This window comes from Bradyrhizobium sp. BR 1432 (genome assembly GCF_051547705.1).
Lineage (GTDB): Bacteria > Pseudomonadota > Alphaproteobacteria > Rhizobiales > Xanthobacteraceae > Bradyrhizobium > Bradyrhizobium zhanjiangense.
Map to the genome: position 1 here is coordinate 189,170 of NZ_JBPUGF010000004.1, position 16,337 is coordinate 205,506.

Consider the following 16,337-nt stretch of genomic DNA (forward strand, 5'->3'; position numbering starts at 1 on the left):
CGCCGAAGCGGAGCTTCGGCTACGGCGCCGGATGAGGGGTCTCTCTCCACGGACTCATTGAGAAAAGTGCGCGCGGAGAGAGACCCCTCACCGTCTCGCCGCTGCGCGGCGAGCCACCCTCTCCCACAAGGGGAGAGGGGAAGTACGCCCGCGGTTGACGTCGCTACTTCCCTTCCAACGTGTTTACCGGCGTCCACTCCGGCGGTGGCGGATTAGCAGTTAATGCTTTTGCGCGCTCCGCGAACATGGATGACGGCGGATCGATCTTCGCTGCGCCGTCGAACGCTTCAACCGCCTTGCGAAACTCGCGCGCCCGCCAGCATGCCAGCCCTTCCGCATACATCGTCGCCACCTTCGCCTGTTCGGCGCTCTCCGCGCCCCTCTCCGCCAGCGGCTCGAACACCCTGATCGCTTCGCCGCGCCCCAGCACCCTGATCGCATCGAGCTCACGCCAGGCGAAGGTGTCGCCGGTCTGCGCCATCGTGGTTTCGGAGGCCATGATCGCGGTGCCGAATATTTGTTGGCGCCCTCGAGCCGCGAGGCCACGTTCACGGTGTCGCTCATCACGGTGTAGTTGAAGCGGCGGCGCGAGCCGATGTTGCCGACCACGGCTTCGCCGCTGTTGAGGCCGATACGGTGCGACAGGCCGTGGCCGGCGAAGGCGGGATTGTCGGCATTGAGCTCCGCCAACTTCTGGTGGCACTCCAGCGCGGCATGGACGGCATTGCGCGCATGTGCGGGATCGTCGGCCGGAGCGCCGAACATGGCGACGATGGAATTGCCGATATATTTGTCGACATAGCCGCCATGGCCCTCGATGATGTCAGTCATGGCGGACAGATACTCGTTCATCAAGGTCACAAGCTCGCCAGGTGTCATCCTCTCCGCGATCGAGGAGAAGCCGCTGAGGTCGGAGAAGAACATGGTGACATTGCGCATCTCGCCGCCGAGCGCCGGCATCTTGCCGGACGCAACCATGGTGTTGATCACTTCAGGGGCGAGATAGAGAGCAAAGCTCTTGCGCAGGAAGCGCTCGTCGCGATCGGCCAGCACGAAGCGGTAGCCGATCATCATCGCGAGCGCCGCAAGGCTTGCGAGCGCGGGCTCGGTCAGCGGCAGCGCCAATGCGTGAACGAACGCCCCGACGGCCATTGCGGCGTAAACGGCGGTGAGGCCGAGCCATGCAATCAGTGCGCCGCTCGGCGCAAGCATGCAGGCGGCGCAAGCGATGACGAGCGCGAACACGATCGTGAGAATGCTCCGCACGGGAAAGCCGAGCTCGGTCACGGCATCGCGTTCGATCAGGTTGCGAACGACGGTGGCGTGCACGAAGACGCCGGCGACATCGCTGCGCGGGCGTTGCGCGCCACGCTCCGGCGCGGGCAGGGCGCATCGGGCGGCCGGCGTGCCGTCATATCCGCCAGACAGGCGCATCGAGGTGAGCTTACGGTCCTCGAAATTCAGGACCGTGCCGAGCAGCACGACCTTGCCGTCGAAGGCGCGGCGAAAGAAATCGCGATCGCCCTTCTCGACGCAGGCGCGCAGGTCGGCGAAGGAGAAGGTCGGGACGTCGCGTCCCAGCCCGCGAAAGTTGAGCGTCATTGTATTCGGCATCGCGCTCGGGATCGCATAGCCGGACAATTCGGTCGCGCCGGAGGGCGCAATCTCGGGCTTTGCGCCAAGCGCACGCGCAGCGAGCTCGACCGCCATCGCGGGCACCGACCTGCCTTCGATGGCAAAGCTCAACGGCATGCGCCGGATCACGTCGTCGGGATCGGTGTGGACATTGAGCGCGCGGATGGTGTTGCGGACGGCCACTTGCTGTGCGCGATAGGGCACTTCCGGATGATCGATGCTCAGGATTTCGCCGAGCACCAGTTTGCCGTTGTCGGAGATTTGCCGCAGGGCGATCAGGTAATCCCGGTCAAATCCCTTCATGCGGCTGCCGACCGCCATGTCGCCGAAAGGAATCTCCGACTGCTCGATCGAGCTCGGAAAGATCACGTCGAAGCCGATAACCTTGGCGCCGCCCTCGGTGATGCTGCCGAGCACCCGGCCAATCTCGCGCGTCCAGGTCTGGGTCGGCGATCCCTTGAAGGGCGGGGTGTCGTAGGTCTCTCCATCGATCGCCACCACGACGACCGGCGACGTCGCAGGTTCGCGGCGCTCGCCGACCAGCTTGCCGCGCATCGCCGTGAGGATGTCGAGCGAGAGACCTTGCAGCATCTGGAGCGGCGGGGACGTGACGATCGCGCCCGCGAGGAGCGCAATCAGGATCGCCGCAACGATGTCCCGCCTGCCGATCCGCCGCATCGTGTTGTCGAGGCCGTCTATTCGAGCCGCAGCAAGCGGCCGATCACCGGGGTGGGCGACGCGGTGGCGCTGGCGTCGACCTGGAAGGCGTAACGCTTGGCGCCGAGAATGGCGAGATAGCTGCCGCCCGGGGTCAGCGACTTTCCGGCCTTGGCAAAGTCATAGAACTTGCCGCGGATCATGACGTCGTTCTTGAGCGGCACGCTGATCGTGGGCTCCTTGCCGTCGGTGCGCTCGATCACCAGCGTGCTGCCGCTCTTGGCCTGGACCAGCGGCGCGACGCCATAGATCGTCGGCAGCTTGGACGGAGCCCCCTTGGCATCGGACCGCATGGTCCGGAACGTGGTCGCGGCACTCTGGTTCGCCTCGCGTTCGGAGAGCTGTGCCGCCTTGGTATCACAGGGCACCTTGGTGCGCTGCACGTCGCCGAGCTGCACGGTGCTCTGTTCAGTGCCGACCAGGACGACGCCTTCGCTGATCGTCTCGCGCAAGCAGGATTTGAGATAGCTGAGGGTAATGCTGGTCTTGGGCCCGAGCTTGATGATTTTGCCCGGCGCCACATAGTCCATGAACTCGACACCGTCGATCTTGCCTTGCACATCCTCGACGATTGCGGCCGGGGTCTCCGCCAGGGCGGGGCCCGCAACACAGAACGCGCCGACAAGGGCGCCGATCAGGCTTCTCATGTGTATTCTCATTCAGTTCGACCGATGCTTTGCCGGTCCCCGTCCCGGTCCGATGCTTAGCAGCGGCGCGCCCAGGCAAGTGTGACCAGAATCACTCTTTGATATTGGTGCACCTTATCAGGAACAGGTTCAAATCGGCGATCGGGTATCAAGCCGACCGGCGGCGATCTCGACCACCTCGTCCCAGCGCGACAGGAAGGCCTCGACGCAGGCCGGATCGAACTGCCGACCCTTGTTCTCGACCAGGTAATTGCGCGCCACCTCGAGCGGCATCGGCTCCTTATAGGGCCGACGGGTCGTCAGGGCGTCGAAGACATCGGCGACCGCGACCACGCGTGCGGCGACCGGAATCGCGTCCGCCCTGAGGCCGTTCGGATAGCCCGCGCCGTCCCAGCGCTCGTGATGGCCTGCGGCAATTTGTGCTCCGAGCCGGATCAGCTCGCAGCTGGAGTCCGCCAGGATCCGCTCGCCGATCGTTGCATGCGTCCTGATCACCGCCATCTCCTCCTCGGTGAGCTTGCCGGGCTTGAGCAGGATATTGTCGGGAATGGCGACTTTGCCGACGTCGTGCAGGGGCGCGGCCAGATAAATGTCGCGGCAGAGCCGGGCCGGCAGGTCGAGCTGTTCGGCGATGATGCGGCTATAGCGGGCGACTCTCAGGGTGTGCTCGCCGGTGTCATTGTCGCGGTATTCGACCGCGAGCGCGAGCCGCAGGATGATCTCCTCCTCGCGCTCGCCGAGCTTTCGTGTTGCTGCCGCGACGTCGCTGGCCAGATGCGCGGCACGATCGCTGAGCTTGCGCACGGCTGCACCAAGCTGAATCAAGTTCCGCAGACGTACCGTCATCTCGACGCTTTGCGGCTGCTTGGGCAGGAAGTCGGTCGCACCAGCCTGCAGCGCTTCCATCTTGAGGTCATCGGTCTGTCGCGAGGTGATCATCCCGATTGGGATGTCGGCGCAGCCGGGCAGGGTGCGGAAGACACGGATGAAGCTGATGCCGTCCATATGCGGCATCTCGTAGTCGACCAACACGAGATCGAAGACGCGCTCGCGCGCGCAGGCGAGCGCTGCGACGGGATCGAGGAAGGTGGTGGCCTCGACCAGGCCTTCGGCCTCGATATGACGTTTGAGGAAGTTGAGGACGGAGCGGCTGTCATCAACCAGGAGCGCTTGGGTCAGCATCGGCGGCCGGGGCTCTCTTCGCTGGCAAAGGCACGAACCCCAAGGCATAGCCGAGCGCGTTTAACGCCGAGCAAATGCGGATCGGGAGTCCCGGTGCTTCGGTTATGCGCGTGTCGCATGGGATTTCAGCAGGCTATGCACGCTTGCATGCACTGCGCGAAGGCTCAGGGAATGTGACCCGTAGTTGTACGGAGCCTCGCGTTAGGGGTTTGCTCACTCGATTCGCGTCAAACGTGTATCGTTGATTTTAGCAAGGGCGGGGCAGCGATGGCGCTCAATCCCACGGAGCCGAAGTGGTCGTTGCGGTTGCCCGCTGATTGCAGCATTGCGGCCATTCGCAGCGTCTATGACCTCATTCGCGAGGCGTTCGGCCGCCAGGAGCGGCTCGAGATCGACTGTTCGAGCGTCGACAAGGCCGACGTGACCTCGATCCAGCTTCTGCTGTCGACCGCCAAGACGGGCGAGGCGCAAGGCCGCCCGGTGGTCCTGACCTCCTTCTCTCAGTCTCTGCGCAATACCCTTCGCCGCGCCGGCTTTGCCAGCGAAGCGATGATGGATCAGCACTTCCCGCAAAAGAAAGATGGCACCTGATGGCCACGATTCTGACCGTCGACAATTCCCCAGCATTCGGCAAATGATCAAGGTCGTGCTCGAGCCGGCCGGTCACAACGTGATCGAGGCCGGCGATGGCGCGCAGGGGCTTGCCAAGGCCCAGGCCGGCAAGCTCGACCTCGTCATCACCGACCTTAACATGCCCGTCATGAACGGGCTGGAGCTGATCCGGGCGCTGCGCAAGCTGCCGAGCGCGGTCGGCATGCCCATCGTGTTCCTGACCACCGAATCCAACGACGCGGTGAAGCAGGAAGCCAAGAGCGCCGGTGCAACCGGTTGGATCACGAAGCCGTTCAAGCCCGAGCAGTTGCTCGCCGTCGTCGGCAAGCTGGTGCGTGCATGAGCGCAATGGACCCGACCGAGATCTTTCGCCAGGAAGCCAGCGAGCTCTTCGAAGTCCTCGAAGGGGCTCTGCTCGATCTCGGCCAGCGTCCCGACGACCGCGAGCTGGTCGATTCCGCTTTCCGCGCCCTGCATACGATCAAGGGCTCGGGCGCCATGTTCGGCTTCGACAAGGTCGCTTCCTTCACTCACGAATTCGAGACCGCCTTCGACCGCGTCCGCAAGGGCGAGATCAAGCCGACGCAGGAGCTGATCTCGGTCGCGCTCGCCGCCAAGGACTACATCCGCGCGCTGATCGAGGCTCCCCAGTCCACAGACGACATCATCGGCGAAGCCATCCTCGACGACCTCAGGCGCTTCGTCTCGTCCGACCAGCCTGCCGCTCCCGTCGTCGAGATCGCCGAAGCGCCGCCGCTGGCCCCCGGCGCGCGCAAGCAGGCCGGCTGGCACCTCAATCTGGAATTCGAATCGCACGTCCTGCGCAACGGCTCGAACCCGCTCGACCTGCTGGAAGATCTCTGCAAGCTCGGCCCCTGTTTCGTCGTCCCGATCACGGACGGCATCCCGTTCCTCGACGAGATGGAGCCCGAAGACTGCTATCTGAAGTGGGACGTCAAGCTGCATGCGGCCTGCGACAAGGACGCGATCGACGACGTCTTCATGTTCGTCCAGGACGAGATGAAGCTGACGCTCTCGCCGCTGGAGCATGTTGAGGCGCCTGCCCCGGTACCGCTGTTCCAGCTGCTCGACGAGCAGCCGGCGGGCCCGACGGCCGAGATGCCTGCGCCGGCGGTTGAGCTTGCTGCCGCGCCGGTCGTCGAGCAGCCTGTTGCAAAGGCGGAGCCGAAATCTGAATCAAAGCCGGAACCGAAGGCCGAGGCCAAACGCGACGATCGCGGCATCGCCACCGTCCGCGTCCAGGCCGAGCGCCTCGACGAGCTGATGGATCGGGTCGGCGAACTCGTCATCGCCCAAGCGCGGCTGACCCAGCTCGCCGCCGCCGGCTCCGACCTCTCGATCAAGATGATCGCCGAGGAGATCGAGCGCCTTGCGTCCTCCTTGCGCGACACCACGATGGGCGCGCGCCTGGTGCCGATCGGCTCGCTGTTCGGCCGCTTCCGCCGCCTGGTGCACGATCTGTCGCGCGACCTGTCGAAGCCGGTCGAATTCGTCACCTCGGGCGAGGACACCGAGCTCGACAAGACCATGATCGAGTGCCTCGCCGATCCGCTGGTGCACCTGATCCGCAACGCCATCGACCATGGCATCGAAGACACCGCGACGCGCGCTGCCAGCGGCAAGACTGAGCAGGGCCGGATCGAGCTCGCCGCCGTCCATTCCGGCGCGCAGGTGCTCGTCACCGTGAAGGACAATGGTGGCGGCCTCAACACCGCGCGCATCCGCGCCAAGGCGGAAGAGCAGGGGCTGATCGCGGCCGGGACCGTGCTCACCGATCACGAGATCCACCAATTCCTGTTCCACCCGGGCTTCTCGACCGCGCAGACCATCTCGGCGCTGTCCGGCCGCGGCGTCGGCATGGACGTGGTCAAGCGCACCATCGAGAACATGCGCGGCTCGATCGACCTGTCGACCAGGCCGGGCCAGGGCACTACCGTGACGCTGCGGCTGCCGCTGACGCTCGCGATCATCGAGGGCCTCCTGATCCGCGTCGGCGAAGGCCGCTACATCATTCCGCTGTCGGCGGTGGAAGATGCGTCGAGCTCACGGCCGAGGACGAACGTTCGCGCGGCCGCAACTTCCTCAACGTGCGCGGCAATCTCGTGCCCTTCCTGCGCTTGCGCGAGATCATGGCCGCATCCGGCGCGCCCGACCGGCACCAGAAGACGATCATCATCTCGACCGGAGAGACCCGCGTCGGCCTCGTCGCCGATCAGATCATCGGCAACCACCAGACCGTGATCAAGTCGCTCTCCAAGCTGCATTCGGATGTCACGATGTTCTCCGGCGCGACCATCCTCGGTGACGGCACGGCGGCGTTGATCCTCGACGTCGCGCAGCTCGTCGCGCTGGCTCAGTCGAAGGTCGAGAAGCACATCAGCGAGGCAGCGTGATGAACGATGGTTTGGCTGGCGAGCGCCAGGATGACGCGATGCAGGTCGTGATGATCGGCCTCGGGGAGGAGAAATTCGCGCTCGACGCCGGCCTCGTGCGCGAGATCATCGACCCCGTGCCGGTGACCAAGGTGGCGGGCGCGCGGGCCTTCGTTCCCAGCGTGATCAATGTGCGAGGCAACGTCATTCCGCTCGCCGACCTCCGTATCCGCTTCGGTATGCCCCAGCTCGACAATTCGGCCGATACGCGCATCGTCGTCATCGAGCTCGAACTTGACGGCGAGCCTGTGCTGGTCGGCGTCACCGCCGACAAGGTCTACGAGGTCACGGAGATTTCGCACACGGACGTGCAGCAGACGCCGCGCGTCGGCATGCACTGGAAGCCGGAATTCATTCGCTTCATCGCCAAATGGCGGGAAGAGTTCGTCATCGTTCCCAACATGGAACGCATTCTGAATTGAAACGGGGTCTCGGGCGAGACTGGGGTAGGGGCTGGAAATGAGATTTACCGTCAAGGCAAAGCTTGCCACTGCATTCGGCTTGATCATCATCCTGTCCGCGCTTGCGGGCGGTGTGGCTTACATGAAGCTCAGCGACATGATGGCCACCGCTGACAGCATGGTCCTGCGCGCAAGCCGGATGGAGAAGGCGACGCAGATCGAAAAGGATATCCTGCTTCAACTGCGCGCGGAAAAGAACTCCGTTCTCGGAACGGAAGCCCAGGCCGAACAATTTGCAGCGGAAGCAGCCAGGCTTCGTGAGGAGGCGACGAAGACCAGGGATGAGGTCTACGCGTTGGCGAGCGAGGCGGGCAGGAAGCTGCTCGACAGCTTTGCAGCCGCATACGCGAAGATGAATACGTACCAGGAAGAGACGATCCGGCTGGCGAAGGCGGACAAGACGAAGGCCATGGAGCGCTCGATGGGCGACGGCCGCAAGGTCGTCGCAGACGCGATGGAGGCGATGGGCGCCTATGTCGTCAACACCAAGAAGCAGATGGCCGAGCAGGCCGTCCAATCCAAGGCAGAGGGACACCAGGCGCAATTCTTGCTGATGACGCTGATCGGCATCTCGTTGGCAGTTGCGATCGGGGCTGCGCTTTGGATCTCCATCTCGATCAGTCGTTCGCTCGGAAGGGCTGTTGGCCTCGCAGGCGCGGTCGCCGAGGGTGACCTCAGCCAGACCATACCTTCGGCGAGCAACGATGAGATCGGAGATCTCGTCAAGTCGCTGAACGGCATGGTGGAAAAGCTTCGGCAGATCGTCGCTGAGGCGATCACGGCGGCGCAGAACGTTTCCGCCGGCAGCCAGGAGCTGTCGGCCAGTGCCGAGCAGCTCTCGCAAGGTGCGACCGAGCAGGCCTCATCCGCGGAGGAAGCCTCCTCCTCGATGGAGGAGATGGCCTCGAACGTGAAGCAGAACGCCGACAACGCCAACCAGACCGAGAAGATTGCTGCGCAATCGGCCAAGGATGCCGAAGCCAGCGGTGTCGCTGTCGGTCGCGCCGTCGAGGCGATGCGGACCATCGCCGAAAAGATCACCATCGTGCAGGAGATCGCCCGTCAGACCGACCTGCTCGCGCTCAACGCGGCCGTCGAAGCCGCACGCGCCGGCGAGCACGGCAAGGGTTTTGCCGTGGTCGCTTCCGAGGTCCGCAAGCTCGCCGAACGCAGCCAGGCCGCTGCGGCAGATATCGGCACGCTGTCGACCGAGAGTGTGAAGGTGGCGCAGGAGGCGGGCCAGATGCTGTCCAAGCTCGTGCCCGACATCAAGAAGACCGCGGAGCTGGTTCAGGAGATCACCGCCGCCTGCCGCGAGCAGGACGTCGGCTCGGCCCAGATCAACCAGGCCATCCAGCAGCTCGACAAGGTCGGCCAGCAGAACGCCAGCGCCTCCGAGCAGGTGTCCTCGACCTCGGAGGAGCTCGCCTCACAGGCCGAGCAGCTCCAGTCGACCATCTCGTTCTTCCGCATCGAGCATGCCGGACGCGGCGAGAGTGCCGCGCCCGCGCCGATCGACCGTGCCGTGACCCAACTCCGCGCCAAGGCCGCGCACATGGCGGCGGCGGACCGGGGCGCGAAGAAGCCCGCGCCCGTCCGCAAGCCGGCGCGTGCGATGAAGGTCGCAAGCGGCGGCGGCTTCGCCTTCGACATGCATGACGGCGAAGACGATCGCGACGCCGAGTTTCAACGCTGACTGATCGGTCCGGCCTCGAGCCGGACCGTGCTCATTTCCAAACCTTCGGACCCTCCTTCGGACCCTTGGACTGCATCATGGCCGCAACCTCGCAATATCTGACGCTCGGGCTCGCCGGCGAGACGTTCGGCATCAGCATCCGCAACGTCCGCGAAATTCTCGACATGCGGCCGATCTCGCGGCTTCCGCATGCGCCGGATTTCCTGCTCGGCATGATCGACGTGCGCGGCAGCGGCTATCCGATCGTCGATCTCCGGACCAAGCTCGGCCTGCCGAGCGTCGCTGCCACTGAAGCAACCCGGATCATCATCCTCGATGTACCGATGAAGGATCGCCTGGTCGGCGTCGGCTTCGTTGCCGACTGCGTGTTCGAGGTCACCGATATCGACGAGCAGGCGATCGAGCCCATCCCCGAAGTCGGCGGCAAATGGCAATCCGACTATGCCGCGGGAATCGGCCGCAAGGGCGAAAAGTTCGTCGTCATCTTCGATCTCGCCAAGCTGATGGCGCATGACGAGATCCCGGAGGGGCGTGATGCCGATGCATCTCGCGCCGCATGAATTGCGAAGCGTAAAGCGTTGCCGAGTAGCAATCCCAATTTGAACCAATGAGATCGAACATGAGATTCACCGTCAAAGCTAAGCTTGCCAGCGCCTTCGGCGTCGTCATCCTTCTGTTCATTGTGGCAGGCGCTGTGAGCTACACGAAATTGGCCGACATGGCCGCGACTGCAGATTCCATGGTGCTTCGCGCCAAGCGGATGGAGAAAGCATCCGAAGTCGAAAGGATCATTTGGCAGCAGGTCAGGGCGGAAAAGAACGCAATTCTGGGAACACCAAGCGAAGTCGATGAATTCGCCGCGAACGCGGCCAAGCTCCGCGAGGAAGCGACGAAGATCAGGGACGAGGTCTATGCGCTCGCCAGCGAAGGTGGCAGGAAGCTGCTCGACAATTTTGCGAGTGTCTACGCCAGGATGAACGTCTACCAGGAAGAGACGATCAGGCTGGCAAAGACGGACAAGACCAAGGCAACGGAGCGCTCGATGGGTGACGGGCGCAAGGTGGTCGCGGACGCGACGGAGGCGATGGGAGCCTATGTCGCGAACACGAAGAGGCAGATGGCCGAGCAGGCCGTGCAGTCCAATGAAGACAGCCGTCGCGCCCAGTTGATCCTCATCGTCCTCGTCGTCGTCTCGCTCATCGCTGCCGCGATCAGCGCAGTCTGGATTTCGATCAATATCAGCCGGTCCCTCGCCAAGGCCGTCGGACTGGCGGATGCTGTCGCGATCGGTGATCTCAGCCAGAAGATCGATGCTTCCAGCAACGACGAGATCGGCGATCTCGTGAAATCCCTGAACGCGATGACGGTCAACCTCAACCAGACCGCGGCCGTCGCCAATGAGATCTCGCAAGGCAATCTGATGGTCGAAGCCAAGCCGCTGTCGGACAAGGACACGCTCGGTCTCGCGCTCCAACGCATGGTGGAGAAGCTCCGGCAGATCGTATCGGAGGCGCTCACCGCGGCGCAGAACGTTTCGGCCGGCAGCCAGGAACTGTCCGCCAGCGCCGAACAGCTCTCGCAGGGCGCAACCGAGCAGGCCTCGTCCGCCGAGGAAGCCTCCTCCTCGATGGAGGAGATGGCCTCCAACGTGAAGCAGAACGCCGACAACGCCAACCAGACCGAGAAGATCGCAGCGCAGTCCGCCAAGGACGCAGAGGCTAGCGGCGCCGCGGTCGGCCGCGCCGTCGACGCGATGCAGACCATCGCCGAGAAGATCACGATCGTGCAGGAGATCGCGCGTCAGACCGACCTGCTCGCGCTCAACGCGGCGGTCGAGGCCGCCCGCGCCGGCGAGCACGGCAAGGGTTTTGCGGTGGTGGCGTCCGAAGTGCGCAAGCTCGCCGAGCGCAGCCAGGCCGCCGCTGCCGAGATCGGCACCCTCTCGGCCGACACCGTCAAGGTGGCGCAGGAGGCCGGCGCCATGCTCTCCAAGCTCGTTCCGGACATCAAGAGGACAGCCGAGCTCGTCGAGGAGATCACCTCGGCCTGCCGCGAGCAGGACGTTGGCTCGGCGCAGATCAACCAGGCGATCCAGCAGCTCGACAAGGTCGGCCAGCAGAACGCCAGCGCCTCCGAGCAGGTGTCCTCGACCTCCGAGGAGCTCGCCTCGCAGGCCGAACAGCTGCAGTCGACGATCGCCTATTTCCGCATCGAGCACGGCGGAAAGAGCCCGGCGGCGGCGCCGATCGACCGGGCGGTCAATCAGTTGCGGGCCAAGGCGGCGACAATGGCGGCCACTGAGCGTCCGGCCAGGAAGCCGCAAGGCAAGCCGGTGCGCGCCCTGAAGGCTGCCAATGGCGGCGGCTTCGCATTCGACATGAACGACGGCGGAGACGACCGGGACGCCGATTTCCAGCGCTAGGGCCCGCGAGGGCTGCTGCGGGCCGGCCCGCTCGATGACGGTGAACCGGTCCGCTTTCAGCGGTTACGTGAACGCGTAGGATTCAAGATGGCCAGGACGGCCCGACATTCACTGCAGGCGGCCATCCCGGACCGGGGCAGGCGGCCATGATGCTCGCCGTGCAGGATACGGCCGTGCATCTGTCGGACCGCCACTTCCGGACCATCGCCCAATTGATCGAGGGCCAGGTCGGCATCAAGCTGCCGCCGGGCAAGCGGCTGATGCTGGAGGGGCGGCTGCACAAGCGCGTGCGCGCGCTGAACTATTCGGATCTGAACGAGTACGTCGAAAACCTGTTCGAGGCCGATCATTTCGACACCGAGCTCACTCATCTCATTGATGTGGTGACGACCAACAAGACCGACTTCTTCCGGGAGCCGCAGCACTTCACCTTCTTGCGGGATGTCGCGATCCCTGCCCTGCTCAAATCGCATGGACGCAAGAATGCGAACCTGAAGATCTGGAGTTCGGCAAGCTCCACCGGCATGGAAGCCTATACGACCGCGATGGTGCTGGACGACATGACGCGGAACGGCTCGCGCTTCCAGTATCGCATCCTCGGGACCGACATCTCGACCGCAGTGCTGCGCCTTGCCAAGACCGCCATCTACACGCGCGACGTGCTTGCGCCGGTGCCGGAAAACTTCGTGAAGCGATATTTCCTGTCGTCGCGGGACAGTTCGCGCGGCGAGGTGCGGGTGGTGCCGGAATTACGGCGCATGACGCACTTCATGAGAATGAATCTCATGGATACGTCCTATCCCGTCGACCGCGACGTCGACATCATCTTCTGCCGCAACGTCCTGATCTATTTCGAGCGCGAGACCCAGCGCAAGGTGATCGAGCAACTGTGCAGCCATTTGCGACCCGGCGGTTATCTGCTGGTCGGGCATTCGGAATCGATGATTCACAGCGCCGTGCCTGGTCTGAAGCAGGTCCAGCCCACCATCTTCCAGGTTTGATCGGAGCGCCGCCAAAAATGCCGAAGGAGAAAGTTCGCGTACTGATCGTGGACGATTCGGCGTCGGTGCGCCAAATCCTGCAGACGATCCTCAACGACGATCCCGACATCGAGGTGATGGCAACGGCTTCGGATCCGTTCGCGGCGGCGCGCCGGCTCCAGAACGAAATTCCCGACGTCATCATCCTCGACATCGAGATGCCGCGCATGGACGGCATGACGTTCCTGCGCAAGATCATGGCGCAACGTCCGATTCCGGTGATCATCTGCTCCTCGATGACCGAGGAGGGCTCGAACGTGATGTTCGAGGCGTTCGAGGCGGGTGCGGTCGACATCGTGCCGAAGCCGAAGATCGACACGCGGCAGGCGCTGCTCGAATGCTCCACGCGGCTGCGCGAGGCCGTGAAGTCGGCCGCCCGCGCCCGGGTGCGGCCGCGTGCGCAGCGTCGGGTGGTCGAGAAGAAGCTGACGGCCGATGCGATCATCCCGCCGCCGGTGCAGGGCAAGGTCCGGCCGACCACGGAGCGCATCGTGTGCATCGGCGCCTCGACGGGCGGCACCGAAGCGCTCAACGACGTCCTCGAGATGCTGCCGCCGCACTGTCCTCCGCTTCTGATCGTCCAGCACATGCCGGCGGGATTCACGGCGGCCTTTGCCAAACGTCTCGACGGCGTCTGCCAGATCAGGGTCAAGGAAGCCGAGGACGGCGAGCCGGTGCTGCCGGACTGCGCCTACATCGCGCCGGGTGCCCGTCACATGCTGCTCCAGCGCATCGGCCTGCGCTACCAGATCGCGATCAAGGACGGTCCTCCGGTGTCGCGGCATCGTCCGTCCGTCGACGTGCTGTTCCGCTCGGCGGCCCAGCATGCCGGCGCCAACGCGCTCGCGGTGATCATGACCGGCATGGGCGACGACGGCGCGCGCGGAATGCTGGAGATGCGCAAGCTCGGCGCCTCGACGCGGGCGCAGGATGAAGAGAGCTGCGTGGTGTTCGGCATGCCCAAGGAAGCCATCGCGCATGGCGGCGTCGAGAAGGTCGTATCGCTGCACCATATCCCGCGCGAGATCATGCACTGGTATCAGGCCGGCCACGCCGCGGCGGCAGGTTGATCGCAATGTCCGTCATTCCGGCCAACACGCTCAATGAGGCAATCGCTGCGATCGAGGACGTTTCCTCGCGCATCGAAGACGTGTTCGCGCGCGTCGGTCACGAGCTCGGGCGCGGCCATCTCATCTTCAAGGAGCTGAACCAAGGTCTCGCGACGCTGTCCTCGGAACTCTCCGGTGCAGAGATCGAGGGCGCCGCGACCGCGTTGCAGGAGATCGCCGCACAGCTCAGCGAGCTGGCGCAAACGCTTCCGGCCGAGACCGCCCTGCTGGAGACGATCGGCAAGAGCACGGCGGAGGCGTCCTCGCTGCTCAAGCCGGTGTTCAAGCACATCCAGATGATCACCATCATCGCCCGCAGCGCGCGGATCGAGGCTGCCTCGCTTGACGCCGACCGCGAGGGCTTTCTCGCCTTCACGCAGGAAGCCTACGATCTCGGCAGGGCCGTGCAGGGCTCGATCGAGGGCTGCGCGCGGGATCAGCAGCGCCTGTCCGAGGCGGTCGCCACCGCACTCGGCCGGCAGAAGGAGTTCGAGAGCCATTACCGGAATCAACTGGCGGCGGAGAGCGTCGAGCTTGGTGCGGCCTATTCCGGATTGCACGATCAGCGCCGCAACAGCAGCCATCTCGCCGACCTCGCGAGTTCCAGCACCAGGAAGATCGCCGAGGCGGTGGGGAGCGCGATCATCTCCTTGCAGGCCGGCGACAGCACGCGCCAGCGTCTCGAGCATGTCGCGCACGGCCTCGGCCTCGCCTCGGAATCCGCCCCGAGCCTCGTTCCCGAACCGGTCGCGAGCAATGACGGCGCGCGCGCGATTTGCCAGTTGCAGGCGGCCCAGCTCAGGGATGCCCAGCGCGAGTTCGGCGGCGACATCGGTCAGATCGTTCGCGCGCTGACCGCCATCCTGCACGATGCGAGCAGTGTCGTCGGCCACGGTCGCACGCTGTTCGGCGGCGAGGACGGCGGTTCGTCATCATTCCTGGCGCGCATCAAGCAGACGCTGGCGCACGCTTCGACCCTGATTGCTACCTGCGAGGGCGCTGGCCGCTCGGTGGATGAGGCGCTTGCGATCGTCGAGGACACGCTGACGAAGTTTCGTCAGGCGATCGCCGGGCTTGCCGAGGCGACCGTCGACATCACGCTGATCGGGATGAATGCCGGTCTCAAGGCAAGCCATCTCGGCAGCCGCGGCAGCGCCTTCGTCGTCATCGCCAACGAGCTCAAGACGACCGCCGACCAGGTCTCGGCGGGGGCAGGACGCTTGCGGCCGGTGCTCGACGGCATCGAGCGCTCGGCCAGGGAACTGAAGCAACTCCGCGTGCAGGGCGATCCCACGCAGCTCGCCAAGCTCGAGCCGCAGATCCTTCAGGCACTGCGCGAGGTCGAGGCCGGCAATGAACGGCTCGGCAAGCTGATGAACCGGCTCGTGGTTGAAGGCGCGGAGTTCGAGGGGCTGATGAATTCGGCGCAAGGCCTGATGAGCACGCTCGGCGAAGGCTCCGCGGCTTTGCCCGCGGTCGCTGCGCGCCTCGAGACGGCCGGTGCTGGCGCGCAGAAACCGCGTCCGCAGGACGAGGCCATGCTCGACGAACTCTTCGCGCGCTACACGATGGAGCGCGAGCGGGACGTCCACCGCGAATTCCTGCAAACGCTCGGGCTGGCGTCGATCGCCACCACGCGCCGGGTCGAGGCGGTCGAGACCGCCGATGACGGCATAGAACTGTTCTGACGTCGCTGCCGGCTTCAGCAATTTGACAGGTTGACTTTGCGAGGCATTAACCGTGGCGGAATGCGCGCCGCGTCGGTCATTGTCGCGCCCCACGGTTCGTTGCAAATACGCATGGAATTCACCACGGATGTTTCCATGCTGAAAGAGGGCAAATACGCGGCGTGGTTTAGAACCGCGCAGGCGCAAGGCACCGGCATTGTGCATCTGTCTCAAGGCCGGATTTCGGGCAGCGACAGCTTCTTCACCTATGGCGGCTCCTATCAATTCGATGACGACCAGCGTTTCACGGCCGTTCTGACGACGCGCCGGCATGCCGAGGGCCCGCCAACCGTGTTCGGGCGTGACGAGGTCGAAGTCTATCTCTCCGGCGTGTGCAGCGGTGCGATGGCGACGTGCTCGGGCACGGCCAAGCAAGCGCCTGACGTGAAGTTCGAGGCGACGCTGATCTACAGCCAGGAAGACGCGCCGGCTGCCGACATCAGGAGCGCGGTCGTGAGGCTGAATGCAGATAAGCTGCCCAAGGGGGCCGACAGCCGTTACCGGCCGCGGCATCCGTTCACGGCAGGCCCGTCCAAGTGAAATCGCGCAGCTCCACGTGCGCCCAGCTCCGTGATTAGCGTTGCATTGACGCTGTTGTCTCGAAATCACGCCGCGGCCGCGCTGCAGCAACTCTGC

11 protein-coding genes and 3 pseudogenes are annotated in these 16,337 nt (G+C 64.7%); 11 read left to right on the forward strand and 3 right to left on the reverse strand.

The genetic code is table 11. The features are described 5' to 3' along the window. Positions 1-163: 163 nt before the first annotated feature. The 3 genes and pseudogenes from ACSKB8_RS41910 to ACSKB8_RS41920 form a co-directional block, all read right to left on the reverse strand. A pseudogene (locus ACSKB8_RS41910) lies at positions 164-2,313 on the reverse strand (CHASE2 domain-containing protein). A 17-nt stretch (positions 2,314-2,330) separates the two neighbouring features. Further along, positions 2,331-2,999 carry a hypothetical protein gene (locus ACSKB8_RS41915; RefSeq protein WP_438111190.1) on the reverse strand — a complete coding sequence of 223 codons (669 nt, stop codon included), beginning with the start codon at positions 2,997-2,999 and terminating at the stop codon, positions 2,331-2,333. Positions 3,000-3,128: 129 nt separating this feature from the next. Beyond that, positions 3,129-4,181 carry an HD domain-containing phosphohydrolase gene (locus ACSKB8_RS41920; RefSeq protein ID WP_438111192.1) on the reverse strand — a complete coding sequence of 351 codons (1,053 nt, stop codon included), beginning with the start codon at positions 4,179-4,181 and terminating at the stop codon, positions 3,129-3,131. Between the two features lie 267 nt (positions 4,182-4,448). Between ACSKB8_RS41920 and ACSKB8_RS41925 the strand changes: the two genes are divergently transcribed. The 11 genes and pseudogenes from ACSKB8_RS41925 to ACSKB8_RS41975 all read left to right on the forward strand — a co-directional run bounded on the left by ACSKB8_RS41925 (position 4,449) and on the right by ACSKB8_RS41975 (position 16,241). Next, complete coding sequence (locus ACSKB8_RS41925) at positions 4,449-4,772, forward strand: STAS domain-containing protein (protein WP_128938203.1); 324 nt, start codon at positions 4,449-4,451, stop codon at positions 4,770-4,772. Continuing rightward, a pseudogene (locus ACSKB8_RS41930) lies at positions 4,772-5,136 on the forward strand (response regulator). The gene ACSKB8_RS41925 and the pseudogene ACSKB8_RS41930 overlap by 1 nt, the downstream one beginning before the upstream one ends. Continuing rightward, positions 5,133-7,207, forward strand: a pseudogene (locus ACSKB8_RS41935) (chemotaxis protein CheA). Before ACSKB8_RS41930 ends, ACSKB8_RS41935 begins: the two co-directional pseudogenes overlap by 4 nt. After that, positions 7,207-7,668, forward strand: coding sequence for a chemotaxis protein CheW (locus ACSKB8_RS41940; protein ID WP_438111194.1), 462 nt, complete (start codon positions 7,207-7,209; stop codon positions 7,666-7,668). The pseudogene ACSKB8_RS41935 and the gene ACSKB8_RS41940 overlap by 1 nt, the downstream one beginning before the upstream one ends. 37 nt (positions 7,669-7,705) lie before the next feature. Further along, complete coding sequence (locus ACSKB8_RS41945; protein WP_438111196.1) at positions 7,706-9,403, forward strand: methyl-accepting chemotaxis protein; 1,698 nt, start codon at positions 7,706-7,708, stop codon at positions 9,401-9,403. Positions 9,404-9,480: 77 nt separating this feature from the next. Beyond that, complete coding sequence (locus ACSKB8_RS41950) at positions 9,481-9,963, forward strand: chemotaxis protein CheW (protein WP_128938196.1); 483 nt, start codon at positions 9,481-9,483, stop codon at positions 9,961-9,963. A gap of 59 nt (positions 9,964-10,022) precedes the next feature. After that, the gene (locus ACSKB8_RS41955; protein ID WP_438111198.1) at positions 10,023-11,825 is read left to right on the forward strand and encodes a methyl-accepting chemotaxis protein; all 1,803 of its coding nucleotides are present in this window, start codon (positions 10,023-10,025) and stop codon (positions 11,823-11,825) included. A 146-nt stretch (positions 11,826-11,971) separates the two neighbouring features. Then, positions 11,972-12,826 (forward strand): CheR family methyltransferase, encoded by an 855-nt coding sequence (locus tag ACSKB8_RS41960; RefSeq protein ID WP_438111200.1) that lies wholly within the window; start codon positions 11,972-11,974, stop codon positions 12,824-12,826. Between the two features lie 17 nt (positions 12,827-12,843). Next, positions 12,844-13,935, forward strand: coding sequence for a protein-glutamate methylesterase/protein-glutamine glutaminase (locus ACSKB8_RS41965; RefSeq protein ID WP_438111202.1), 1,092 nt, complete (start codon positions 12,844-12,846; stop codon positions 13,933-13,935). A gap of 5 nt (positions 13,936-13,940) precedes the next feature. After that, positions 13,941-15,662, forward strand: coding sequence for a chemotaxis protein (locus ACSKB8_RS41970; protein WP_438111204.1), 1,722 nt, complete (start codon positions 13,941-13,943; stop codon positions 15,660-15,662). A gap of 135 nt (positions 15,663-15,797) precedes the next feature. Beyond that, positions 15,798-16,241, forward strand: coding sequence for a hypothetical protein (locus tag ACSKB8_RS41975; RefSeq protein ID WP_438111206.1), 444 nt, complete (start codon positions 15,798-15,800; stop codon positions 16,239-16,241). Positions 16,242-16,337: the final 96 nt, after the last annotated feature.

Bases quoted from the DNA above. Each gene is read 5' to 3' on its own strand.
- ACSKB8_RS41915 (WP_438111190.1), bottom strand. From the start codon at position 2,999: ATGAGAAGCCTGATCGGCGCCCTTGTCGGCGCGTTCTGTGTTGCGGGC.
- ACSKB8_RS41920 (WP_438111192.1), bottom strand. From the start codon at position 4,181: ATGCTGACCCAAGCGCTCCTGGTTGATGACAGCCGCTCCGTCCTCAAC.
- ACSKB8_RS41925 (WP_128938203.1), top strand. From the start codon at position 4,449: ATGGCGCTCAATCCCACGGAGCCGAAGTGGTCGTTGCGGTTGCCCGCT.
- ACSKB8_RS41940 (WP_438111194.1), top strand. From the start codon at position 7,207: ATGAACGATGGTTTGGCTGGCGAGCGCCAGGATGACGCGATGCAGGTC.
- ACSKB8_RS41945 (WP_438111196.1), top strand. From the start codon at position 7,706: ATGAGATTTACCGTCAAGGCAAAGCTTGCCACTGCATTCGGCTTGATC.
- ACSKB8_RS41950 (WP_128938196.1), top strand. From the start codon at position 9,481: ATGGCCGCAACCTCGCAATATCTGACGCTCGGGCTCGCCGGCGAGACG.
- ACSKB8_RS41955 (WP_438111198.1), top strand. From the start codon at position 10,023: ATGAGATTCACCGTCAAAGCTAAGCTTGCCAGCGCCTTCGGCGTCGTC.
- ACSKB8_RS41960 (WP_438111200.1), top strand. From the start codon at position 11,972: ATGATGCTCGCCGTGCAGGATACGGCCGTGCATCTGTCGGACCGCCAC.
- ACSKB8_RS41965 (WP_438111202.1), top strand. From the start codon at position 12,844: ATGCCGAAGGAGAAAGTTCGCGTACTGATCGTGGACGATTCGGCGTCG.
- ACSKB8_RS41970 (WP_438111204.1), top strand. From the start codon at position 13,941: ATGTCCGTCATTCCGGCCAACACGCTCAATGAGGCAATCGCTGCGATC.
- ACSKB8_RS41975 (WP_438111206.1), top strand. From the start codon at position 15,798: ATGCTGAAAGAGGGCAAATACGCGGCGTGGTTTAGAACCGCGCAGGCG.